Origin of the sequence: Actinomadura sp. RB99, assembly GCF_014706005.1 — a bacterium.
Classification (GTDB): domain Bacteria; phylum Actinomycetota; class Actinomycetes; order Streptosporangiales; family Streptosporangiaceae; genus Spirillospora.
Map to the genome: position 1 here is coordinate 82,488 of NZ_JABMCA010000010.1, position 22,540 is coordinate 105,027.

At 74.3% G+C, this 22,540-nt stretch carries 25 protein-coding genes; 13 read left to right on the forward strand and 12 right to left on the reverse strand.

Annotated elements, in window-relative coordinates; genetic code table 11:
* Nucleotides 1-129 precede the first annotated feature (129 nt).
* Together amrb99_RS12225 and amrb99_RS12230 are read right to left on the reverse strand one after the other, a co-directional pair.
* Complete coding sequence (locus amrb99_RS12225) at nt 130-1,290, reverse strand: ArsA family ATPase (RefSeq protein ID WP_190856036.1); 1,161 nt, start codon at nt 1,288-1,290, stop codon at nt 130-132.
* A 79-nt stretch (nt 1,291-1,369) separates the two neighbouring features.
* Complete coding sequence (locus amrb99_RS12230; protein WP_347256650.1) at nt 1,370-2,365, reverse strand: ArsA-related P-loop ATPase; 996 nt, start codon at nt 2,363-2,365, stop codon at nt 1,370-1,372.
* Between the two features lie 220 nt (nt 2,366-2,585).
* On the opposite strand from amrb99_RS12230, the gene amrb99_RS12235 reads away from it, so the two are divergent.
* A complete protein-coding gene (locus amrb99_RS12235; RefSeq protein WP_190856037.1) occupies nt 2,586-3,662 on the forward strand; it encodes a slipin family protein in 1,077 nt (358 codons plus the stop codon).
* Nucleotides 3,663-3,739: 77 nt separating this feature from the next.
* Here the strand turns inward: amrb99_RS12235 and amrb99_RS12240 are convergent, their stop codons facing one another.
* Complete coding sequence (locus amrb99_RS12240) at nt 3,740-4,987, reverse strand: MFS transporter (RefSeq protein WP_190856038.1); 1,248 nt, start codon at nt 4,985-4,987, stop codon at nt 3,740-3,742.
* An 80-nt stretch (nt 4,988-5,067) separates the two neighbouring features.
* Between amrb99_RS12240 and amrb99_RS12245 the strand changes: the two genes are divergently transcribed.
* Nucleotides 5,068-5,649, forward strand: coding sequence for a MarR family transcriptional regulator (locus amrb99_RS12245; RefSeq protein WP_190856039.1), 582 nt, complete (start codon nt 5,068-5,070; stop codon nt 5,647-5,649).
* 24 nt (nt 5,650-5,673) lie between these two features.
* Here amrb99_RS12245 and amrb99_RS12250 read toward each other — a convergent pair whose 3' ends face one another.
* Nucleotides 5,674-6,864 carry an FAD-dependent monooxygenase gene (locus amrb99_RS12250; RefSeq protein WP_190856040.1) on the reverse strand — a complete coding sequence of 397 codons (1,191 nt, stop codon included), beginning with the start codon at nt 6,862-6,864 and terminating at the stop codon, nt 5,674-5,676.
* A 158-nt stretch (nt 6,865-7,022) separates the two neighbouring features.
* Nucleotides 7,023-7,973: an NADP-dependent oxidoreductase gene (locus tag amrb99_RS12255; protein ID WP_190856041.1), complete on the reverse strand. Its 951-nt coding sequence runs from the start codon at nt 7,971-7,973 to the stop codon at nt 7,023-7,025.
* 133 nt (nt 7,974-8,106) lie between these two features.
* Here amrb99_RS12255 and amrb99_RS12260 point away from each other — a divergent pair, with 133 nt between their 5' ends.
* The 6 genes from amrb99_RS12260 (at nt 8,107) to amrb99_RS12285 (ending at nt 11,655) form a co-directional block, all read left to right on the forward strand.
* A complete protein-coding gene (locus tag amrb99_RS12260; protein WP_190856042.1) occupies nt 8,107-8,511 on the forward strand; it encodes a helix-turn-helix domain-containing protein in 405 nt (134 codons plus the stop codon).
* 156 nt (nt 8,512-8,667) lie between these two features.
* A complete protein-coding gene (locus amrb99_RS12265; protein ID WP_190856043.1) occupies nt 8,668-9,033 on the forward strand; it encodes a DUF4345 domain-containing protein in 366 nt (121 codons plus the stop codon).
* 49 nt (nt 9,034-9,082) lie between these two features.
* On the forward strand, nt 9,083-9,241 hold the full coding sequence (locus amrb99_RS12270; RefSeq protein ID WP_151540233.1) for a DUF4177 domain-containing protein: 159 nt from the start codon (nt 9,083-9,085) through the stop codon (nt 9,239-9,241).
* 53 nt (nt 9,242-9,294) lie between these two features.
* Entirely contained in the window at nt 9,295-9,756 is a 462-nt protein-coding gene (locus tag amrb99_RS12275; RefSeq protein WP_190856044.1) for a RidA family protein, read from the forward strand.
* Between the two features lie 131 nt (nt 9,757-9,887).
* Nucleotides 9,888-10,706: an NUDIX domain-containing protein gene (locus tag amrb99_RS12280; protein ID WP_190856136.1), complete on the forward strand. Its 819-nt coding sequence runs from the start codon at nt 9,888-9,890 to the stop codon at nt 10,704-10,706.
* Nucleotides 10,707-10,857: 151 nt separating this feature from the next.
* Nucleotides 10,858-11,655: an MBL fold metallo-hydrolase gene (locus amrb99_RS12285; RefSeq protein WP_241755502.1), complete on the forward strand. Its 798-nt coding sequence runs from the start codon at nt 10,858-10,860 to the stop codon at nt 11,653-11,655.
* Between the two features lie 67 nt (nt 11,656-11,722).
* Here the strand turns inward: amrb99_RS12285 and amrb99_RS12290 are convergent, their stop codons facing one another.
* Together amrb99_RS12290 and amrb99_RS12295 are read right to left on the reverse strand one after the other, a co-directional pair.
* The gene (locus tag amrb99_RS12290) at nt 11,723-12,409 is read right to left on the reverse strand and encodes a Crp/Fnr family transcriptional regulator (RefSeq protein ID WP_067483689.1); all 687 of its coding nucleotides are present in this window, start codon (nt 12,407-12,409) and stop codon (nt 11,723-11,725) included.
* Nucleotides 12,410-12,476: 67 nt separating this feature from the next.
* Nucleotides 12,477-12,617, reverse strand: a complete 141-nt coding sequence (locus amrb99_RS12295) for a hypothetical protein (protein WP_190856045.1) — start codon at nt 12,615-12,617, stop codon at nt 12,477-12,479.
* Nucleotide 12,618: 1 nt separating this feature from the next.
* Between amrb99_RS12295 and amrb99_RS12300 the strand changes: the two genes are divergently transcribed.
* Nucleotides 12,619-13,245: a TetR family transcriptional regulator gene (locus tag amrb99_RS12300; RefSeq protein ID WP_190856046.1), complete on the forward strand. Its 627-nt coding sequence runs from the start codon at nt 12,619-12,621 to the stop codon at nt 13,243-13,245.
* Between the two features lies 1 nt (nt 13,246).
* Here the strand turns inward: amrb99_RS12300 and amrb99_RS12305 are convergent, their stop codons facing one another.
* From amrb99_RS12305 to amrb99_RS12315, 3 genes are read right to left on the reverse strand one after another with little or no spacing between them, the layout of a single operon-like run.
* The gene (locus tag amrb99_RS12305) at nt 13,247-14,608 is read right to left on the reverse strand and encodes an alpha/beta hydrolase family protein (RefSeq protein ID WP_190856047.1); all 1,362 of its coding nucleotides are present in this window, start codon (nt 14,606-14,608) and stop codon (nt 13,247-13,249) included.
* 41 nt (nt 14,609-14,649) lie between these two features.
* Nucleotides 14,650-15,210, reverse strand: coding sequence for a carboxymuconolactone decarboxylase family protein (locus amrb99_RS12310; RefSeq protein WP_190856048.1), 561 nt, complete (start codon nt 15,208-15,210; stop codon nt 14,650-14,652).
* The gene (locus tag amrb99_RS12315) at nt 15,207-16,085 is read right to left on the reverse strand and encodes an SDR family NAD(P)-dependent oxidoreductase (RefSeq protein ID WP_190856049.1); all 879 of its coding nucleotides are present in this window, start codon (nt 16,083-16,085) and stop codon (nt 15,207-15,209) included. Before amrb99_RS12315 ends, amrb99_RS12310 begins: the two co-directional genes overlap by 4 nt.
* A gap of 181 nt (nt 16,086-16,266) precedes the next feature.
* On the opposite strand from amrb99_RS12315, the gene amrb99_RS12320 reads away from it, so the two are divergent.
* Nucleotides 16,267-17,709 (forward strand): sigma-70 family RNA polymerase sigma factor, encoded by a 1,443-nt coding sequence (locus tag amrb99_RS12320; RefSeq protein WP_190856050.1) that lies wholly within the window; start codon nt 16,267-16,269, stop codon nt 17,707-17,709.
* A 25-nt stretch (nt 17,710-17,734) separates the two neighbouring features.
* On the opposite strand, the gene amrb99_RS12325 is transcribed toward amrb99_RS12320, so the two are convergent.
* Nucleotides 17,735-19,006, reverse strand: a complete 1,272-nt coding sequence (locus amrb99_RS12325; protein WP_241755493.1) for a helix-turn-helix domain-containing protein — start codon at nt 19,004-19,006, stop codon at nt 17,735-17,737.
* A gap of 119 nt (nt 19,007-19,125) precedes the next feature.
* On the opposite strand from amrb99_RS12325, the gene nth reads away from it, so the two are divergent.
* The 3 genes from nth (at nt 19,126) to amrb99_RS12340 (ending at nt 21,981) form a co-directional block, all read left to right on the forward strand.
* Complete coding sequence (nth, locus tag amrb99_RS12330; protein ID WP_190856051.1) at nt 19,126-19,878, forward strand: endonuclease III; 753 nt, start codon at nt 19,126-19,128, stop codon at nt 19,876-19,878.
* A 140-nt stretch (nt 19,879-20,018) separates the two neighbouring features.
* On the forward strand, nt 20,019-20,600 hold the full coding sequence (locus amrb99_RS12335) for a CoA pyrophosphatase (protein WP_190856139.1): 582 nt from the start codon (nt 20,019-20,021) through the stop codon (nt 20,598-20,600).
* Between the two features lie 184 nt (nt 20,601-20,784).
* Entirely contained in the window at nt 20,785-21,981 is a 1,197-nt protein-coding gene (locus tag amrb99_RS12340; RefSeq protein WP_190856052.1) for a MarP family serine protease, read from the forward strand.
* Between the two features lie 22 nt (nt 21,982-22,003).
* On the opposite strand, the gene amrb99_RS12345 is transcribed toward amrb99_RS12340, so the two are convergent.
* Nucleotides 22,004-22,486, reverse strand: a complete 483-nt coding sequence (locus amrb99_RS12345; RefSeq protein ID WP_190856053.1) for a DUF309 domain-containing protein — start codon at nt 22,484-22,486, stop codon at nt 22,004-22,006.
* Nucleotides 22,487-22,540 lie beyond the last annotated feature (54 nt).

Below are 22,540 nucleotides of genomic sequence, written 5' to 3' on the forward strand. Positions count from 1 at the left end.
CAGCCGCTAGGCGAGCGCCCTGGGCCGGGCTTGTGGAGACACAGCCGCTAGGCGAGCGCCCTGGGCCGGGCTTGTGGAGACACAGCCGCTAGGCGAGCGCCCTGGGCCGGGCTTGCGGAGACACAGCCGCTAGGCGAGGCGCTTGGGCCGGTCTTGCGAAAATACCGAGAGGTCTTCGCCGACCTGGCGGAGGCCTTCGAGGTCGTGGACGTCCTCGGCCTGGGCGGGGACGGCGGTGACCGGGACGGTCGGGTGCGTCGAGGCGAAGTGGTCGCGGAGGCGTTCCTCGCGCGCGGCGAGCTGCATCCGGTCGGTGTGCAGGCGGAGCAGCGCGGCGGTCAGGGGGTGCTCGCCGCGTTCCTCCAGGGTCTCGGCGGCGGCCTGGCTGCGCGCGGCGGACAGCCCGTCGGCGGCGGACTCGTGGACGCGGTTGACGACGAGCCCGGCGAGCGGCATCCGCTCCTCGGCGAGCCGCTCGACGAAGTAGGACGCCTCGCGCAGCGCGTCCGGTTCGGGCGCGGCGACGACGAGGAACGCGGTGCCGGGGGTCTGGAGCAGCCGGAACGTCTTCTCGGCGCGCTCGCGGAACCCGCCGAACATGGTGTCGAACGCGGCGACGAACGTCTGCACGTCGCGGAGCAGCTGGACGCCGAGGACCTTGTTGATCGCGCCGGTGAACATGCCGAACCCGGCGCTGATCACCTTGACGCCGAACCGGCCGCCGGTCTTGGCGGGGGCGGCGAGGATCTTCATGAAGCGGCCGTCGAGGAAGCGGCCCATCCGCTCGGGGGCGTCCAGGAAGTCGAGGGCGTTGCGGGACGGCGGGGTGTCGACGATGATCAGGTCCCAGGCGCCGGAGCGGTGCAGCTGCCCGAGCTTCTCCATCGCCATGTACTCCTGCGTGCCGGACAGGGACGAGGAGAGCGACTGGTAGAAGGGGTTGGCGAGGATCTGCTTGGCCCGGTCGGGGTCGGCGTGCGCCTCGACGATCTCGTCGAAGGTCCGCTTCATGTCGAGCATCATGGCGTGCAGCTCGCCGTCGCCGTCGATCTCGATCCGGCGCGGGTTGTTGTCGAGCTCGGACAGCCCCATGGACTGGGCGAGGCGGCGCGCCGGGTCGACGGTGAGGACGACGACGTCGCGGCCGCGCTCGGCGGCCCGCACGCCGAGGGCCGCGGCGGTGGTGGTCTTGCCGACGCCGCCGGACCCGCAGCACACGATGATCTTGGTGCGCGGGTCGTCGAGCAGCGCGTCGACGTCCAGCGCGGGCGGGTTCTTGGCCGGGCTCATTCGATCTCCAGGATCACGCTGGTTTCCTGCGGAGGGCGGCCGCCCGGCGACGAGGGACGCGGGACCGCGGTCCGCCCGGTCATGCGGCGCCCTGGGCGCGGAGGGCGGCGGCCAGGTCGTACAGGCCGGCGAGGTCCATGCCGTCGGACAGCATCGGGAGCGTGTAGCGGGGCCGGTCGACGGACTCCAGCCGCTCCTTCTCGCGGCGCTGCAGCGCGGTGCGGCGGGCGTGCTCGCCGGCCTCGGCGGCCAGGACCGCGGCGATGGACTCGGCGTCGTGCTCCAGCCCGGCGGCCTTCACGCCGCGCAGGATCTCGTCGGTGTCGAGGGTGCCGGCGGCGGCCGCGGCGAGGTCGTCCTCGGACAGGACGGGCTGGTGCTCCATGTTGACGATGACGCCGCCGACGGGCAGCCCCACCTCGGTGAGCTCGCGGATGCCGTCCATCGTCTCCTGGACGGGCATCTCCTCCAGCAGGGTGACGAAGTGGACCGCGGTCTCGGGGCTGCGGACGACCTTCATCACGGTGTCGGCGTGGTTGCGGACCGGTCCGACCTTGGCGAGGCCGGAGACCTCGTCGTTGACGTTGAGGAACTTGGTGATCCGGCCGGTGGGCGGGGCGTCCATGACGACGGCGTCGTAGATGAAGGAGCCGTCCTTCTTCTTCCGCCGGACGGACTCGGAGGTCTTGCCGGTGAGGATCACGTCGCGCAGGCCGGGGGCGATGGTGGTGACGAAGTCGACGATGCCGAGCTTGGTCATCGCCTTCCCGGCGCGCTTGAGGTTGTAGAACATCTCGAGGTACTCGATGAGCGCCTCTTCGGTGTCGACGGCGAGCGCGTGGACGTCGCCGCCGCCGGGCGCGACCGCGACGCGGCGCTCCTCGTAGGGCAGCGGCGGGCAGTCGAAGAGCTGGGCGATGCCCTGGCGGCCCTCTACCTCGACGAGCAGGACCTTGCGGCCGCCGGAGGCCAGGGCCAGGGCGAGTGCGGCCGCGACGGTGGTCTTTCCCGTCCCGCCCTTGCCGGTGACGACGTGGAGGCGTACGCCGTCCCAGTCGGTGTCTCTCGCGCTCACCCGATCGACCATATCGTTCACTCGGCAAGGACTTTAGAGGGCGCCCTCCCCGATGCAAGTGATCCCTGACACGATGCCCTACGCGTCGGTAGATCGCTCGCCGGGGCCGTTGTGCCGGGCGTGCCCGCGAGGTTAGCTGGGAAACGTGAGGCCGGCCTTCGGGCCGGTACGTCCGCACCCCGACGGGTACGGACCGTCCACGAGCGAAAGGTGGCCCGTGATGGCAACGGTGGCCCTGATCATTGTGTTGATCGTCGTGGTGGGCGGTTTGATCACGCTCGCCTCGTCGCTGCGCGTCGTGCAGCAGTTCGAGCACGGCATCGTGTTCCGGTTCGGCCAGGTGCAGCGCGGAGGGCAGTTGCGGCCCGGTGCCGTCCGCCGCCCCGGCCTGACGGCGATCATCCCGTACGCCGAGCGGATGCAGAAGGTGAACCAGCAGACGGTCACGATGGGGGTGCCGGCGCAGGACGGCATCACCCAGGACAACGTGAGCGTGCGGGTCGACGCGGTCGTCTACTTCCGGGTGGTCGATCCGGTGAAGGCGATCGTGAACGTGCAGAACTACGGGTACGCGATCTCGCAGGTGGCGCAGACGTCGCTGCGGTCGGCGATCGGCCAGGCGGACATGCAGGAGCTGCTCGGCGAGCGCGAGAAGATCAACGTCCGGCTGCGCTCGATCATCGACGAGATCACCCAGGATCCGTGGGGGATCCTGATCGAGCGGGTGGAGATCAAGGACGTCTCGCTGCCGGAGGGCATGAAGCGGTCCATGGCGCGGCAGGCGGAGGCGGAGCGGGAGCGGCGCGCCCGCATCATCACGGCGGACGGCGAGTTCCAGGCGTCCAAGCGGCTGGCCGCGGCGGCGGAGATCATGTCGCAGGACCCGGCGGCGCTGCAGCTGCGGCTGCTGCAGACGGTCGTGGAGGTGTCGGCGGAGAAGAACAGCACGCTGGTGATGCCGCTGCCGGTGGAGATCCTGCGGTTCTTCGACAAGATGAGCGGCGGCGGGGACGGCGGGTCCCAGTCCGCGGCGAACCGGCTGGACCTGCGGGAGCGGCTCGCGAAGGCGGAGGAGGACCTGGCGAAGGCGGCGGAGCAGCCGTCGACGCTGGAGTCGGCGGAGGACGTCCCGCCGGTCATCGGGCTGGACGACCCGCGGCCGCACCACGGGGTGGCGCGGGGCGAGAAGTCCGACGAGGTGCGGGGGCCGAAGGAGGGCGAGCGGCGCGGCATCGAGGGCGGCGACCGCCCGGCCGGGGGCGGCGCCGCTGAGCAGGAGCCTCCCACCGACTTCTGACGCCAGCCGCCTCTCTCGTTCACGCGCGCGCCCGCTGCGGGCGCGCGCGTGACGTGTACGCCCGCTGCGGGCGGGGCTCAGGGCGCCGCGGGGACGGGCTCGGGCTCGGCGGCCTTCGGCATGGTCAGCGCCCGCACGCCGGGGACCGCGGCCGTCCCCAGGCAGGTCGCGCCGACCAGCACCGCGCTGATCATGAGGGGGACGGACGCGCCCCACGCGGACGCGGCCCACGGGGCGAGGGCGTAGCCGAGCGGCGCGGCGCCGAGGGAGAGCAGCCAGTCGTAGGAGGTGACCCGCGCCAGCGACCGCTGCGGGATGGTCAGCTGGACGACGGTCTCCCACGTGGGGTTGAGCACGCCGAGCCCGGTGAGCGCCAGCCCGTACGCCGCGATGACCAGCGGCGCGGGCGCGGCGGCCGCGAGCAGCGCGAGCGGCAGCGCGAACGCGGCGAGGCCGAGGTTGGCGACGAGCACCGGCCGGTGCGGCCGGACGCGGGCGGCCAGCAGCGCGCCCGCGACCAGCCCGACCGCGCCGACCTGCACGGTCGCGACCCAGGTGCCCTCGCCGCCGAGCCGGTCGACGGCGATGGCGGGGCCGAGGGTGAGCAGCACGGCGGACGCGCCGTTCCAGGCCGCGTGCGCGATCAGGCTCGTCCAGTACCAGTCGCGGGAGCGGACCTCGCCCCAGCCTTCGGCGAGGTCGCGGAGCAGGCGGCGGCCCGATCCGCCGTCCGCGCGGTCCGGGGCGGGGGCGCGGCGGACGCGGGCGAGGGCGAGCAGCGCGGCGCTGGCCGCGAACGAGGCGGAGTCGAGCAGGAACGTCCAGCCGGGCCCGGCGGTGAGGACGAGGGTGCCGGCGAGCGCGGGCCCGGCCAGGCGGGTGGCGCCGTTGGCGGTGCCGAGCAGGGCGTTGGCCTTCCGCAGCCCGCCGGCCTCGACCGTGCCGGTGATCATCGGGGAGATCGTCGGGGTCTGGAAGGCCGACGCGGCGCCGCCGACCGCCTGGGCGGCGGCGAGGTGCCAGAGCCGGGGGTGGCCGCCGAGCAGCTCGATCGCGGCGAAGAGCTGGGCGCCGCAGCCGGCGAGGTCGGTGGCGACGGCGACCGCGCGGGCGTTGAGCCGGTCGGCGAGGACGCCGCCGACGGGCAGCAGGAGCAGGCGCGGCACCATCGCGCAGCCGAGCACGAGGGCGAGCGCGGACGTGGAGCCGGTGGCGCGCAGCACGGCGAGGGCGAGCGCGGCGGGCACGGCGGCGTCGCCGGTGAGGGACAGCACGCGGGCGGTGAACAGCAGCCGGAAGTCGCGGCCGCGCAGCGGATGGGCCATGGCGGCAATGTAATTCGCCACCGAACTATTCGTCAAAGAATTATTCGCTGTCGAAGTAGCGAGGGTCGTACGATCCGTGCATGGACGGCAGCAGGGACGGCGGGCCTGGACCGCGCGACCGGAACGGCGCGGCGGCCCCGCGCGACCGGGCCGGCGCGGGCGAGCCGCGCGACCGGACCGACGAGCACGTCGCGCGGTGGACGCGGATCCTGACCGACCTCGATCCCGACATCGAGGGCTCCGTCACCCGGATGATCCGCTTCGTCGAGCACATCAGACGGGTGAAGGACCGGTCGCTCCTGGAGTACGACCTGCACCGGCACGAGTACGACACGCTGCAGGCGCTCGGCGGCCGGCACGGCCGCGCCGCCCCCTCGGAACTCGCCGCCGACCTCGGCATGCCGCCGAACTCGGTCACCGGCCGGCTGGACGCGCTGGAGCGGCGCGGGTTCGTCCGCCGGACCCCGTCGGCGACGGACCGGCGGCGTGTCCTGGTCGAGCTGACCGAGGAGGGGCGCGCCGCGTGGCTCGGCGCGATGGGCGGCGTCGGCCACGAGGAGTACCGGCTGCTCGGCGGCCTCACCGCGGACGAGCGCCGCACGCTGTCGGACCTCCTGCGGCGCGTCATGGTGCGCGCCGAGCAGGAGGCCCGAGAGGGGTGACGGCCGGGCCGCGAGGGCCCGCCGTCATGCCGCGAGCGCCGGGTCGGGGTAGTCCTTCAGCTTGATCGCGGTGGCGGCCTGCGTCGCCAGCTTGTCGAGGACCTTCGTCAGCGGGCCCCTGGTCAGCAGCTTGTACAGGGTGGCGCGGCGGCGCAGCGAGCCCGCGCTCTTCGGCGCGAAGAACGACCCGGCGCCGCCCGCGACCCGCTGGCACGCCGTGGTGAACTTCTTGATCGCCTTCTCGTAGGCGGCGAACGCGGCGCGGTGGTCGCCGCCGGCGGCCGCCAGCTCCCCGGCCAGCACGTACGCGCAGACGACCGCCAGCCCGGTGCCCATCCCGCCGCAGGTCGCGCCGTACCCGGCGTCGCCGAGCAGCGCGACGCGGCCCTTCGTCCAGGAGTCCATCCGGACGATGCTGATCGAGTCGCAGTAGAAGTACGGGGCGTCCCACATGTCCTGCAGCAGGGTGCCGGTGTGCCAGCCCATCCCCTGGAACCGGTCGGCCAGCGCGCGCTTCTGCCCGTCCACGTCGCGGTGGTGCGGCCTGAGGCGGTCGTCGGTGAACACGCACATCACGTTCGCGCCGGCGCCGCCGCGCGTCGGGTAGACCGACACGCCGCGCCCGACCTCGCTGTACAGCTTGCCGGTGTCGAGGCCGAGCCGGTTCGGCGCCTCGAAGATCGCGACGTGGTGGCCGGAGTCCTTGACGTACCGCGACTCGTCCCCGAACGCGAGCCGCCGGACGTTGGAGTGCAGCCCGTCCGCGCCGATGACCAAGTCGAACGCGCGGGGCGCCGCGTGCTCGAAGGTGACGTCCACGCGGTCCGTGGTGTCGGTCATGGTCGCGATCGAGTCGCCGAAGACGTACTCGACGCGGTCGCGGGTCAGCGTGTAGAGGATCTCGGCGAGGTCGCCGCGGTGGATCTCCACGTCGCCGCCGGTGAAGGAGTCCGGCAGGCTGACCTGGACCCGGCCCTCGGCGTCGACCATGTCGAGCGCCCCGCCGTGCGTCTGCCGCCGCCGGATCTCGTCCAGGACGCCCATCTTCTCGAGCACGCTCAGGTGGACCTCGCCGCGGAAGTCCACGGCCTGCCCGCCGGGGCGGATGCCCGGGGCCCGCTCTACGACCGTGACCCGGTGGCCGTGGCGGCTCAGCCAGTAGGCCAGGGAGGGGCCCGCGATGCTCGCACCCGAGATCAGCACGTTCATGGTCATCGTCGTCTCCGTTCGTCGTCGTTGACACAGAGACTCGGCGGACGCCCTGACCGGCGGCGCACCGCTCGCTGACCGCCGGGGGCCCGGCGGCGTCAGCCCGGGTCAGGACGCCGGCCCAGGGCAGGACGCCGGCCGGAGCCCACCGGCGGCGAGCCGGGTCAGGCGGCGGTGAGCACGAGCCGCCCGCGCAGCCCGCCCGCCTCCAGCCGCTCGTGCGCCTTGGCGGCCTCCTCCAGCGGGAACGTCCCGGCGACGCGGAGCGTGAGGCGCCCCGCGTCGACGAGCGCGGACAGCTGCTCCAGCCGCGCGCCGTCCGCCCTTATCCACACGTTGTGGACGGTGATGCCGCGCAGCGGCACCGGGGCGGCCGGACCGCCGCTCACCGCGACGAACACGCCGCCGCCCCGCACCGCGTCGAGCGCCGAGACCGACAGGAGCGCCGCGTCCAGCGCGCCGTCCACCCCGCCCGGCACGAGCGCGCGCACCGCGTCGCCGAGGTGGACGCCGCGCGGGACGAACCACTCCGCGCCCAGTTCGCGCACCAGCGCCTCGTCGGCCGCCGACGCCGCCGCGACGACCCGCAGCCCGCGCAGCACGGCGAGCTGGACCGCGAACCCGCCGAGCGCACCCGCCGCGCCCGTGACCAGCAGCGTCCCGCCGGCCGGGAGGTCCAGCAGGTCGAGGGCCTGCGACGCGGTGAGCCCGTTCAGCGGGAGCGTCGCGGCCTCGGCGGGGGACGCGGAGCGCGGCGCGCGCGCGACGGCGGACGCGTCCAGGACGATCGCGTCCGCGTAGGCGCCGAGCGGGACGTCCAGCCGGTCCCGGAGCCCGACGACCGGGTCGCCGGGCGCGAACCGGGTGACGTCCGGGCCGACCGCGTCGACGGTCCCGGCGACGTCCCAGCCGATGCCGATCGGGCCCCGCGAGCCGAACGGGGGCATCAGCCCCGCGTCGGCGAGCAGCCCGGCGCGGGTCGCCGCGTCGACCGGGTTCACGCCGGCCGCCGCCGTCCGGATCCGCACCTGCCCGGGTCCCGGGGTCGGCTCCCCGACCTCGGCGACCTCCAGCGCGGCCGGTCCGCCGGGCTTCTCCACGATGATCGCGCGCATGCCGAAACTCCATTCCTGACGTGGGAGGGAAGCGGGGAAGGCCCCCGCGGTACGGCCACTGTCGCCCGGAACATCGCGGCGGTGGAAGAGGTTACTTCGGAGTGCGATCGGCACCCGGAGGTGAGTCCGCAGCATGACGACGATGACCGCGGCCGAACGGCGGCGCGAGGCGAAGGCCGCCTTCGACTCCTACATGGACGCCTGCCCGACCCATGACGTCCTGGCCGTCCTCGGCAACAAGTGGACCTCGGTGGTGGTGTTCCAGCTGACGCAGGGGTCGCGCCGGTACGCCGACCTCGCGCGCGCCCTGCCGGGCGTCAGCGCCAAGATGCTCACGCAGACGCTCCGCTCCCTCGAACGGGACGGGTTCGTGGCGCGCAGCGTCACCCCGTCCGTGCCGGTCCAGGTCGAGTACACGCTGACGCTGCTGGGCGAGCGACTCGTGCCGCTGCTGGCGTCCGTCCGGCACTTCGCCGAGCACAACATCGCCGAGATCCGCTCCGCCCGCGAACACTACGACGCGACCGCCACCGACTGACCCGGCACGGCCCACGGTGCGGCACAAGCCGGTGCGGCCCACGGTGCGGCACAAGCCGGTGCGGCGTGAGGGCGTAGCACGTTCTTGGAAGCGCCGGTCCGGCGCGGCGCGCCATGCTCCGGGGCGAACGCATTCGGCGAACCCCGGAGGTCGAGCATGCCCACCGCCGTGATCGCGGTCGTCGCGGTCTTCTTCCTCGGGATGGGGGTCTACGGCCTCGCCGCGCCGGCCGCGCTGATCAGGCCGTTCGGGGTCGTCCTGGGGTCGCCCGCCGCCCGGACGGAGGTCCGCGCCGTCTACGGTGGGTTCGGCGTCGCGATGGCGGGACTGCTCGCCGCGGCGGCGGCCGACGCGCACGGCGTGCGGCAGGGCGCCGTCATCGCGGTGGCGTGCGCGCTCGGCGGGATGGCCGCCGGGCGCCTCGTCGGATGGGCCGCGGACCGGTCCGGCGGCTTCTACCCGACGTGGTTCTACTTCTGCGTGGAGGCCGCCGCCGCGGGCGCGCTGCTGGCGGTGCTCTGAGGGCGGGTTCCGGCGGGGGCGCGACCCGCTGATCGCTAGGCTGAAACCCATGAAGAAGTGGGAGTACGCGACCGTTCCGCTGCTGGTGCACGCGACCAAGCAGATCCTCGACAACTGGGGCCAGGACGGGTGGGAGCTCGTCACCGTCCTGCCGGGCCCGAACCCGGAGAACCTGGTGGCCTACTTCAAGCGCGAGATCCAGTCGTAGCCTGCCGAAGGTCACCGCAAGCACGTGAGAACGCCTCAACGAGGAGGAACGCCATGAGCACGCCCGAAGAGCGCATCATCGAGCTGGGGCTGGAGCTGCCCGAGGCCGTCACGCCGCTGGCGTCGTACGTGCCGACCGCGCGGACGGGCTCGCTCGTCTACACCTCCGGGCAGGTCCCGCTGGTGAAGGGCGAGATCAAGGTGACCGGCAAGGTGGGCGCCGAGGTCTCCGCCGAGGTGGCCGCCGAGCAGGCCCGGATCTGCGCGCTGAACTGCGTCGCGGCGCTGAAGGCCGAGCTCGGCGAGCTGTCGCGGGTGGTGCGGATCGTCAAGGTCGTCGGGTTCGTCGCGTCCGCCCCGGACTTCTACGGCCAGCCGCAGGTGATCAACGGCGCCAGCGACCTGCTGGGCGAGGTGTTCGGGGACGCGGGCAAGCACGCCCGCAGCGCCGTGGGCGTCGCCGTGCTGCCGCGCAACGTGCCCGTCGAGGTCGAGCTGATCGCCGAGGTCTCCTGACCCGCGCCCGGACCGGCCGCCGGACCTGTCGCCGGGCTTGACGGAACGCCATTCGGTATGTCCGAATGAACCGCCATGAGTGCGACGAGTGGGGCGGGGCGATGGTGAACGGGCTGAAGCTGCCGGAGACGATGCGGGACCAGATCGACGACATCCTGTCCGGCAGGGCGCAGCCGGCCCCGGCCCGGCACGCCGCCACCGTCGTCGTCCTGCGCGATCACGACCGGCACGGGCTTCAGGCGTTCATGCTGCGCCGGGTGCGGTCCATGGCGTTCGCGCCCGGCGCCTACGTCTTCCCCGGCGGCTCGGTCGACCCGCGCGACGGCGAGGCCGACCTCGCCTGGTCCGGGCCGTCGCCCGCCGAGTGGGGCGCGGCGTTCAAGGCCGACGAGAAGACCGCCCGCGAGCTGGTGTGCGCGGCGGTCCGGGAGACGTTCGAGGAGACGCTGGTCCTGCTGGCCGGCCCGACCGGCGACTCCGTCGTGGACGACACCCGCGGCGACGACTGGGAGGCCGACCGGCAGGCGCTGCTGGACCGGTCCCAGTCGTTCGGCGGGTTCCTGGACCGGCGCGGCCTCGTGCTGCGTTCGGACCTGCTGCGCCCGTGGGCGCACTGGATCACCCCGAAGATCGAGCCGAAGCGCTACGACACCCGGTTCTTCGTCGCCGCGATGCCCGAGGGGCAGCGCGCGCGCGACGTCAGCACCGAGGCCGACCAGGTCGCGTGGGTGCGTCCGGCGGAGGCCGTGGAGCGGGCGCAGGCCGGCGAGTGGTTCATGCTGCCGCCGACGCTGGCGACGCTGAGCGAGCTGGCGGCGTTCGACACGGTCGCGGACGCGCTCGCCGCGCCGCGCGAGATCATCGTGCACGAGCCCACCGCCGAGATCATCGACGGCGAGGCGTGGCTGGTGCTGCCCGAGAAGGCCGCCGAGTACTACCCGAAGGGCTAGCCGGGACGTGCCGCGCCGGGTGCCCGCTCGTGGAGGCTGGTCGCGGGCCGTCATGTGGCGGCTGGCGGGCACGTCCGCGCTGCGGCGCCTGGAGGCGCTCGGCTGGAACCCGGTCCGCCACCCCGATCGGGCCTCGGGCAGGATGGGCGATATGAGCGAGATCGATGGGATGGGTACGGAACGGGCGACCTGTGTGCTCGCGCCGAACCCGTCCGCGATGACCCTGGACGGCACCAACACCTGGATCATCGGGGAGCCCGGCGCCGAGGAGGTCGTCGTCGTCGACCCCGGCCCCAAGGACGGCAAGCACCTGCGCCGCGTCGCCGACCTGATCGCCGGGCAGGGGCGGCGGGTCGGGCTCGTCCTGCTCACCCACGGCCACCCCGACCACTCGGCGGGCGCCGCGCGGTTCGCCGAGCTCGCGGGGGGCGGCAAGGGGACGGGCGTCAAGGTGCGGGCCCTCGACCCGCGGCACCGGCTCGGCGACGAGGGGCTCGGCGAGGGCGACGTCGTCACCACCGGCGGCCTCGAACTGCGGATCATGGAGACCCCGGGGCACAGCGACGACTCGCTCACGTTCTGGCTGCCGGCGGACCGCGCCGTCCTCACCGGGGACACCGTCCTCGGCTACGGGACCACCGTGCTGGAGGGGAGGCTCGGCGACTACCTGAGCTCGCTGGACCGGCTGCGGGCGTTCTCCGCCGAGCGGGACGCGGCCGTGATCCTCCCCGGACACGGCCCGAAACTGGACGACCCGCTGGCCGCCCTCGACCACTACATCGACCACCGCCGCGAGCGCCTCGCGCAGGTCGAGGCCGCCGTCGCGGCCGGCGCCGGCACCGCCCGCGAGGTCGTCGAGATCGTCTACGCGGACGTCGACAGGTCGCTGTGGCCGGCGGCCGAGTGGTCCGTCCAGTCGCAGCTGGACTACCTGAACGAACGCCGCTGACGCTCCGGCCTGACCCTCCGCGCGCCGCTGAGCGGGGGCCGGGACGGCCGGGCGGCCGGCGGCGCCCCTACTTGGAGCGCTTGCGCAGCCGCTCGATGTCCAGGATCACCACGGCGCGCGCCTCGATCCGCAGCCAGTTGCGCTGCGCGAAGTCGGCGAGGGCCTTGTTGACCGTCTCCCGGGACGCGCCGACGAGCTGCGCCAGCTCCTCCTGGGTGAGGTCGTGGTGCACGTGCAGGCCCGCCTCGGACGGCTGCCCGAACCGCTCGGCGAGGTCCAGCAGCGCCTTCGCGACCCGGCCCGGCACGTCGGTGAAGACCAGGTCGGCCATCACATCGTTGGTCTTGCGGAGCCGCTGGGCGAGCGCGCGCAGCAGCTGCACGGCGACCTCGGGGTGCCCGGTCAGCCACGGCCGCAGGTCGTCGTGCCCGAGCCCGGCCAGCCGGCACTCGGTCACCGCGATCGCGCTCGCGGTGCGGGGCCGCGGGTCGAACAGCGACAGCTCGCCGAACATCTCGCTCGGGCCGAGCACGCTCAGCAGGTTCTCGCGGCCGTCGGGCGCCGTCCGGGTCAGCTTGATCTTGCCTTCCAGGACGACGTACAGCCGGTCGCCCGTCTCCCCCTCGTTGAAGAGCGTCTGACCGCGTGCCAGACGCACCTCCGTCACGTTGGCGCGCAGCGCCTTGGCACCCTGCTCGTCGAGGGCCTCGAAGAGCGGGGCTCTGCTCAGAACGTCCACGTCGCGGTCGGTCACGCTTCTCCTCCTCGAACACCTACATGCATAGTGTGACGTACGTCCCACCGCGTACGTGAAGGTAGGGTCACGGCGCGCCGAAACGCAGGACCGCCTCCACGATCCCGTTCGCCCAGTGTACGGACCATCCGGTGAATGCCATCACACCGGTCTCTTCCCCGTTTTCCGGACGGCCCAGCGCCGCGGGCGGGTGCTCTATCGTGATCACCGTGCCGCAGTCCTCGCCCGCCCGGCTCCCGCGGGGCCGCCACGCGCTGTCCCGTGCGGAGGTCGACCGCGTCCACCGGGGGCGCCTGCTGGCGGCGATGGCCGAGGCGATGACCGAGAAGGGGTACGCTGGCACGTCCGTGGAGGACGTGCTGAAGCGGGCCCGGGTGTCCCGGCAGAGCTTCTACCGGCTGTTCTCCTCCAAGCTCGACTGCTTCATGGCGGCGTTCGACCAGGCCGGCGAGCTGGTCCGGGACCGGCTCGCGGAGGCGGCGCAGGGCGGCGCCGACCCCGCCGACCGGTTCGAGCGGGCGATCACCGTCTACCTGGACGTCCTCGCGTCCGAGCCCGGCTACGCGCGGGTGTTCCTGGTGGAGGTGTTCGCCGCCGGCCCGGAGGCCGTGGCGCGCCGGTCGGCCGTCCAGCGCGACCTGGCGGCGGCGCTCGCCGACCTGATGGGCGCGTCCGGGGAGCGGGCGCGGTTCGCCTGCCAGGTCGTGGTCGCGGCGGTCGGGACGATGGTGACGCCCGCGGTCGCGTCCGGCGACGTGGCGGCCCTGCGCGCCGTCGGGCCCCCGATCGTCGAGCACGTGCGCGCCCTCGCCCGCTCCGGCGTCCTCGACGGCTGAGTCAGCGCCGGGCGATCTCGGCGCGGACCGTGGTGACCCGGGGGTTCGGCGGGAGGGTGACGGTGAGGCGGCCGGAGGCGGCGGCCGTGGCCGTGACGCGGCGGCCTCCGACCGTGACGGTGTAGCGGGCGCCCGGACGGTAGGACGGCGGCGTCGTGACGGTCGCGGTGCCGCTCGACCTCAGGGTGAAGCCGGCGGACGTGGCGCCGCTGAGCCGGCTGAACTCCCGGGGTGCGCGCCTGTCGAGGGAGATCGTCCAGCCCCACTGTGTCCAGGTCCGGTCGATCGACTCGTACGAGACGCGCGCCGGTGGGCGGGACGGGTGGGCGAACGCGCTCATCAGCGGGCCGATCTCCTCGCGCAGGTCCCGTGCCCAGTACGGGAACGTGTGGGTGCCGAAGGTGTAGTCGTCGAACCGGCTCGGGATGCCCAGCCGCTGGATCCGGCGGTGGAAGGTCAGGGTCGACTGGTGGGTGAGCGCCTCGATCCCCACCGCCGCCGGGTCGGGCACCCCCTGGTCGAGCGGGCCGGGGAGGCCGGTGGCGGTGTAGAGCGACAGCCGGGTCCCGCGCAGGTTGGCGGCGAGGGTGGCGGGGTCGTGGCCGCGCCAGTTGACCGCGTCGGCGACCCGCGAGCCGAAGACCGCGTCGGGCGGGACGCCGTCCTCCACGGCGGCGACGTAGGAGATCACGCCGTACGCTCCGGCGGCGGTGAGCGGGTCGTGGGCGATGTCGGGGGCGCCGGAGAACGAGGTCGCGGAGCCGAACATGTCGGGATGCCGGGCGGCGTAGCTCATCGCGCCGAACCCGCCCTGCGACAGGCCCGCGACGGCCCTGCCCCGCCGGGCCGCCACGGTCCGCAGGTTGCGGTCGATCCAGGGGACGAGCTGCCCGACGTGGAACGTCTCCCACCGGGACGGGCCGAGCTTCGTACCCGGGTCCGCCCAGTCGGTGAACCAGCCGCCGCCGTCCCCGTCGAATCCGGCGTCCGGCATGACGGTGATCAGCGGTCTCCCGGCGGTGGTGGCCTCGGCGCCGCCCTTCCGGACCCAGTCGGACGCGCGCCCGCCCGTCCCGTGGAACAGGTACAGGACGGGATACCGCGCGGTCTTCGACGGGTCGTAGCCCGCCGGGAGCAGGACGCGGACGTCCACGGCCCGTCCCAGGGCGGCGGTGCCGACCCGGATCGCGTACTGCCGGTCGTCGATCCGCTGGACCCGCTCCACGCGGATGCCCGCCGCGTCGGCGAACCGCACGGACGCCGTGGTCGGCGCGGCGGCGGCGGGCCGCCCCGCTCCGGCGAGGACCAGGCCGGGGGTCCCCGTGAGCAGCAGCGTCGTGGTGATGAGCCGTCGGGTGCGCATTCGGGACCTCCTGGGGGCTGGGGGTCGGGCCGGGGCCGGAGTCAGCGTCGCGGGCGGGGGCGATCGGGACGCACGCGCAGCGCGGTGATCACCGTCGCGAGCATCTCGTAGTGCCCGGCGAGCATGCACAGCTCGACGCACTCCGCCTCCGTGAGCCGGGCGCGGAGGCGCGCCCAGGTCTCGTCGGACAGGTCCTGACGGTGGTGCAGCTCGTCGGCGGCGGTGAGGATCGCGTGCTCGCGCGGGGTCCAGCCGTCGGCGTCCGGGCCCTCCTCGAGGCGTTCGACGTCCGCGGAGCGGACCCCGGCGCGGCGGGCGAGCCGCACGTGGTGGTCGAACTCGTAGCGGCAGTCGCGCAGGTGGGCGACGCGCAGGATCACCAGTTCGGTCTCGCGGCGCTTGAGCCTGCCGCCCGGCATGAGCCGCCCGCCGAACCAGAGCCAGCCGCGGAACAGGCCGCGCTGCCGCGCCAGGGTCAGGAACAGGTTGGGCGGCCCGGTCCCGGCGACCCGGCCGGACACCGCGCAGATCAGCCAGTTGAGCGGCCCGACGTCGCGGACGCCGCCCGGCGCCACCCGCGGCGCGTCCGGTGCGGCGGTCACAGCGCGCGGTCCGCTTGCGGGGTGGTCAGGGCGGCGTGCTCGTCGCGCGCGATCTCCAGCGCGCGGCGCAGGCCCGGCTGGACGAGCCGGTCCAGCAGCGGCTGGAGCGCCGCGTGCGCGGGCAGCGCTCCCGCCACCCACCACGGCGCGACGATCCGGCGGGACCGGCGGGCGATCCCGCGTTCCAGCGCGTCGATCCCGGCCTTGAGGGGCGCGACCCGCGACACCATCGCCCCGCGCGTGCCCTGGGCGAGGGCCGCGGCGGCCTCGGTGCCGAAACCGCGGCTGGTCATGTCGGTGTCGAGCTCGGCGAAGTAGGCGACGCCGGCCTTCGCGCCCCACGGCCGCAGCTCGATGCGCAGCGTGTCGCCGAGCGCCTCGGCCGCCGCCTTGGACGCGCTGTAGGCGCCGAGGAGCGGGAGGTGGACGGCGGCGGCGAGCGACGCGATGGTCAGGGCGTAGCCGCGCCGGTGGCTGATGTGGGGGCCGGCGGCCGACAGCGTGTTGTGGGCGCCGAGCACGTTGACCCGCAGGCTCTGCTCCAGCACGGCCGGATCGCCGCCGATCACCGGCATCTGCGCGGCGACACCGGCGTTGGCGACGACGACGTCCAGGCCGCCGAGCGCGCGCGCCGCCTCGTCCACGACGGTGCGGACCCGGGGGCGGTCGGTCACGTCGCAGGTCCACCAGGGGGCGTCCCCGCAGCCGGCGGCGACGGGGGCGAGCAGGTCCGGCTCGAGGCCGGCCAGGGCGACTCGCGCGCCGCGCTCGTGCAGCCGGGCGGCGAGCGCCGCGCCGATGCCGCGCGCCGCGCCGGTGATCAGCACGCGCCGGCCCGCCAGGGTGGCCGTCCAGCGTGCGGAGTCGTAGATCATGCCGGGACCGTAGCATAAAAAAACACACCCGTCTTTTTAACGTGGGCCGGGGTACGGGTCCTGATGCTCAGGAAACTTCCGAAAACCTCGTAATTAAGTGAGTAATCGGGCGTCTTATGGTGCGGCGGATGGCGACCTACGAGGGTTGTGATCAGATGTGTGCTCTGGGTTGGATGTCGTCGTGGTGACAGGCGCGGGGACCGAGCCGGACGCCGATCTCGCGGCCGCCGCCGGCGCGGGCGACGAACGGGCGTCGGACGAGCTGTACCGGCGGCATCACGCGGCGGTCCTCGGCTACGCCCGCGGGCTCGTCCGCGACCAGTACCTCGCCGAGGACCTCGCCAGCGAGGCGTTCGCCCGGACGCTGGCGGCGCTGCGGCAGGGCCGCGGCCCGCGCGAGGCGTGCCGGCCGTACCTCTACACGGTCGTGCGGAACGCCGCCGTGGACTGGGCGCGCTCCGACCGCCGCACCGTCGTCACCGACCAGGTCGCCGAGTGGGCCGACGGGCCGCCCGACGAGCTGCCCGACGTCGACGAGCTGGACGCCCTCGTCCGCGCGTTCCGGTCGCTGCCCGAGCGGTGGCAGACCGTCCTGTGGCACACCGTCATCGAGGACGAGCCCGTCCAGCGCGTCGCGGAGATCCTCGGGATGGAGGCGGGTGCGGTCGCCCAGCTGTCGTTCCGGGCCCGCGAGGGGCTCCGGCAGGCGTACCTCGCCGCGAGCTGCGAGGGGCATCCGGACTGCGCCGAGTACACCGCGCAGCTCGCCGCGTCCGTGCGCCGCCCGGGGCGACGCCGCGGCCGCGCGCTCCGCCGTCACCTGGAGTCATGCGAGCGGTGCCGCCGTACCGCGGAGGAGATGGCCGACCTGAACGGGCGGCTGCGGCGGGCGCTCCCGATCGGCGCCGTGCTGCTGGCCGCCCCGGCCGCCCCGTTCGGGGGCCTCGCCCCCGCCGCGTCGTTCCCCGCCTGGGCCGTCCCGGCGGGGGTCGCGGCGGCCACGGCGGCGGGCGTCCTGGCCGTCCTGCTCGGCACGGGCGGCGGCGACGAGCCGCCGGGCACGACCCGCGCAGCGCCGCCGTCCACCACGTCGGCGTCCCCCGCGAGCACGGCCGCGCCCGACCGGGAGGGGGTGGCGCCCGACCACGCGTCCGGGAAGAAGTCCGCCGGACGCGGGCGGCCCGGCGGCCCGAACGGCGCGCCCGCCGCCGCGGATCCGGCGGGGACCGGCCCGTACCGCGTGCGCAACACGACCCTCCAGTCCTGCCTGGCCCCGAGCGGGACGAACGTCGTCCAGCGGGCGTGCAGCGGCACCGCGACGACGTGGCGCCGCAAGAACACCTCGGGCGGCTTCACCCTGACCAGCGTGTCCACCGGGAAGTGCATGGCGCGCGGGCAGCTCTCGGCGGGGCCCATGTGGGAGGGCGGCCAGCAGTACTCCGTGGTGATGGCCTCCTGCGGCGGCGCGAACCAGGTGTGGAAGCTGGTGCAGTTCGGCGGCGTGTACCGGCTCGCCAACGGCGACGGCTGGTTCCTCCAGGCGAGCTGGTCGGGCCTGCAGCCGGTGACGCTCAAACCGTCCTCGTACGCGGGGATGGCCGCCCAGGGCTGGGCCGTGAACTGACCGTCCCCGCGCACACCGGAGGCGGTCAGCCGTAGCGGAGCTGCTCGCGCGCGGACGGCTCGGGATTGAGGGCGAGCCACGCCCGCAGCGCCATGTGCAGCTCCAGCCGGTCCGACGTCGCGTTGATGCTGTCGCCGAACAGGTCCTCCAGCTGCCGGAACCGGTACCGGACGGTCTGCGGGTGCACGTGCAGGTGGCCGGAGACCGCCGTCGCGTTGAACCCGCACTCCAGCGAGGCCAGCAGCGTCTCGGCGAGCCGGTGCCGCTGCGCCGGGCGCGCCGCCAGCAGCGGCGCGAGCCGGCGCTCGATCACCTTCTCGACCAGGTCCCGCTCCCGCATCATCACGATGATCGGCATGTGCAGCTCGGCGGCGATCGGGGTGTCCGGGGCGAGCGGATCCCGGTCGATCAGGCCCTGGTCGGCCAGGTCCAGCGCGTCGCGCGCCCAGCGCAGCGACCGCGCCGCCCCGGTCAGCTCCACGGCCGGGCCGATCGCGGCGCTCCAGCCGTCCAGCCGCCGCTCCAGCAGCCGGGAGCGGCCAGGCCCCTCCGGATCCGGGACGATCAGGCACGGCTCGGCGCGGTGCAGGCCGAGCAGCACGTCCGGCGGCAGCGACGGCCGCCGCGTCTCGGGGCCGCGCTCGCGCAGCGCCACGGCCGCGACCGTCCGGGGCAGCGGCCAGGACGCCTCGCCGGCCGCCTCCCGCAGGTCCCGGGCGGCGGGGGCGGGGTCGTCCAGCAGCAGGTCCAGCAGCCGCCGCCGGTGGTCCTGCTGCGACCCGGCCGCCCGCGCGGCGGCGTCGGCGTGCCCCTCGGAGACGGCCGCCGCGAGCTGGTTCATGTAGTCGAACATCGCGTGCGTGATGCCCGCCATGGTGGACGCGTCGGCCCGGTAGCCGAGCCGCCCGGCGCGCTCGGTGAGCTCCTCGACCGCGACCCCGGCGCCGATCCGGACCGCCGTCTGCCACGCGTCGAGCGTGCGCCCCTCGCCCGCCTCGCCGGCGCCGACCCGCCGCCAGAAGTCCAGCACGTCGGCCGACGAGACACCGGGGTCGGCCAGCAGGTCCAGGAAGTGGCCGATCGCGCACTCCACCGCCGCCTCCATGACCCGGCCGTAGCGGGGGTCGTGCGGCCGGACGAACTCGGGGAGCCGCTTCTCGATCCGGCGCGCCGCCTCCTCGGCGACGGCGGGCACCTGGGGGCGCAGCCGAGCGGCCAGCCGGGCGGAGCCGTCGAACGACAGCCCGAGGTCGATGCGGCGCGCGGGAAGGGAAACCACCTGGCTGGACTCAGACAATGAGATCTCCTTCGCGGGGTACTACGTGCTGAAGAGACGGCGGGAACCCGCCGCGATTACGCGCTTGGCCCGAAATTTCTTCGCCGCCGCCGGTACCGGCGAGGTCCTAGGCTTGCCGTATGACGACGGAGCGGTCGCAGGTGCAGGGCGGGGCGGCGCGGGCGCGCAGGTTCCGGAACGAGACCAGAATCGGGCTGGTGCGGCGCGCCCGCCGGATGAACCGGGTGCTCGCCGAGACCTACCCCGACGCGCACTGCGAGCTGGACTTCGGCACCCCGTTCCAGCTGCTCGTCGCGACCGTGCTGTCGGCCCAGACCACCGACAAGCGGGTGAACCTGACGACCCCGGCGCTGTTCGCGAAGTACCCGACGCCGGAGGACCTGGCCGCCGCCGACCCCGAGGACGTCGAGGCGCTGCTGAAGCCGACCGGGTTCTTCCGCGCCAAGACCAAGTCGGTGATGGGGCTGTCGGCCGCGCTCCGCGACCGGTTCGGCGGCGAGGTCCCGGGCCGGCTGGAGGACCTCGTCACGCTGCCGGGCGTCGGCCGCAAGACCGCGAACGTCGTGCTGGGCAACGCGTTCGACGTGCCCGGCATCACCGTCGACACCCACTTCGGGCGCCTGGTCGTCCGGTTCGGCTGGACCGCCGAGGACGACCCGGTCAAGGTCGAGAAGGAGATCGGGGAGATGTTCCCCCGCAAGGACTGGACGATGCTGTCGCACCGGCTGATCTGGCACGGCCGCCGGATCTGCCACGCGCGCCGTCCCGCCTGCGGCGCCTGCCCGCTCGCCAGGGACTGCCCGGCCTACGGGACGGGCCCGGTCGACGCCGAGACCGCCCGCAAGCTCGTCAAGCCGGGCCCGTTCTCGTGACGGGCGGGGATGGAACCGTTCCCGCCGGGAAGGAACGCGGGCGTTCCGGAGTTGGGAGTGGCGTGACCGAGATCGCATCCACCTGCCCGCCGTGGCTCGACCGGTTCCGCGCCGAGGCGCCGCGGCTGCCGGTCCCGCCGATGTTCGAACCGGCGCCCGGAGCCCGCGCCGCCGCCGTGCTGATCCTGTTCGGCGAGGGCCCGGACGGCCCGGACGTGCTGCTCACCGAGCGGGCCGCGACGCTGTCCAAGCACGCCGGGCAGCCCGCGTTCCCCGGCGGCCGGATCGACCCCGGCGACGACGGGCCGGTCGCGGCGGCGCTGCGGGAGGCGTGGGAGGAGGCCGGCGTCGAGCCGTCCGGCGTGGACGTGCTCTGCACGCTCCCCGAGCTGTACCTGTCGCACAGCCGGCACCGCGTCACGCCCGTCGCGGGCTGGTGGCGGGAGCCGTCGGAGGTCGCGCCCGGCCATCCGGGCGAGGTCGCGCTGGTCGCCCGGGTCCCGATCGCCGATCTGGCCGACCCGGCGAACCGGCTGACGGTCCGGCACCCGTCCGGGATCAAGATGGGCCCGGCGTTCCGCGCCGGCGGCATGCTGGTGTGGGGGTTCACGGCGGCGGTGCTGACGCAGGTGCTGGTCGCGGGCGGCTGGGACCGCCCCTGGGACGCGAGTCGCGTCGAGGACCTGCCGCCCGAGGTGCTGTCCCTCGCGGCCCGCGGCTGACCCCGGGCGCCACCCGGCCTGGACCGTTCCCGACCCGCCCGGAGTCCGCGCAGGTCAGGGAGCCGGCGTCATCCCGGGTACGGACGGGGCCCGCGCCGCGTCGCACTGCACGGTCATCCGCCGCACTCCAAACTGGTCCGTTGAGGGGACGTGAAGCAGGCCCGGCGCCCTATACGGTGAAGCGGTGCTGCACGACCACGTTCTCGATCTCATCCTGCTCGTGCTCGTCGTGCTGTTCGGAGTCTCGGGGTACCGGCAGGGCTTCATCGTCAGCCTGCTGAGCTTCGTCGGCTTCGTCGGCGGCGGCGTGATCGGGGTGCTGATCGCACCGCCGATCGCCGAGGCCACGGTGAACGGGGCCGCGCAGCAGGCGCTGCTGGCCATCGTGGTCGCCTTCCTGGCCGCCACGCTCGGGCAGCTGATCGCCTCCTCCGTCGGCGCGGTGCTGCGCAACCGGGTGACCGGGCTGAACGCGCGCACCGCCGACGCGGTCGGCGGCACCTTCGTCAGCGCGCTGTCGCTGCTGGTCGTCGCCTGGTTCTTCGGCAACCTGGTGGCGAACTCGGAGTTCAAGCCGGTGCGCACCCAGGTCAAGGGCTCGACGATCATAAAGGGCATCAACGGGGTGATGCCCGCGCAGGCGCAGACCTGGTTCACCTCGTTCCAGGGGTTCGTGAAGAGCAGCGAGTTCCCGCAGGTGTTCAACGGGCTCGGCGGCGAGTCGGTGGTGCAGGTGCCGCCGCCGGACGAGTCGGTGCTCAACACCGCGGGCCTCCGCGAGGCCAAGAACAGCATCGTCAAGGTCGTCAGCACCGCGCCGCAGTGCCAGCGCCGCATCGAGGGCACCGGGTTCGTGTTCGCGCCGCAGCACATCATGACGAACGCGCACGTCGTCGCGGGCGCCCAGGGGCCGTCGATCGTGGAGTCCCGCACCGGGAACCGGACCCGCGGCCGCGTCGTGCTGTACGACCCGAAGCGCGACATCGCGGTGCTGTACGTGCCGGAGCTGGACGCGCAGCCGCTCAAGTTCGCGGGGGAGGCGCGGGTCCGCGACAGCGCGATCATCGCCGGGTTCCCGAAGAACCAGCCGTTCACGCCGGGCGCCGCCCGGATCCGCGCCCGGCAGACCGCGCGCGGCCCGGACATCTACCACGCCGGGCAGGTCAGCCGCGAGATCTACGCGATCCGCGGGAAGGTCGAGCCGGGCAACTCCGGCGGGCCGCTGCTGTCCACCGAGGGCCGCGTCTACGGCGTGATCTTCGCGGCGGCGCTGGACACGCCGTCGACCGGGTACGCGCTGACGGCCGAGGAGGTCGCGCCGGACGCCAGGGACGGCGCGTCCCTCACCAAGCCCGTCGGCACGCAGAGCTGCTCGGACTGATACACGGCCGACCGGCCCGCGGCTAGTGGGCTGTCAGGCGGAGCTTCACGGGGGCGTCCTCGGGGTGGTCCGCCAGCGCGCGCGCCCGCCGGACGATGCCGGCCACGTCGATGTGGTGCGGAGGGGCCTCACCGTACGACTCGGTGCCGTGCGACCCGTTGCTGTACGGCTCGATGCGGTCGGCGGCGCGGCTCAGCAGCGCCTGCGCGCCCCGCAGGTTCCCGCGCCGCAGGTGGGTGATCCCCACGGCGACCTGGGCGAGCCCTCTCCACAGCTCCCGTTCCGGCTCCGGCGCGCCCTTCCAGGCGGCTTCGAGGACCTCGTGCGCATGGAAGGGCCGGTCCTCGTCCAGGAGACGCTGCGCCTCCACGAGGGCCTCCTCGGGCGGCATGTCGAGGTCGTCCGGCATGGTCGGCACCCCGGAGGCCCCGTGCGGCAGCGGACGGCCGTACGCGTCGCGCGGCCGTGCGTTGCGTGGGCGTCCGGACTCGTCACGATCCCGCATATCTCAACCGTACGCGGCGACTCGATCGCGGGAGCACCGCCGGAGAGCCGCGTC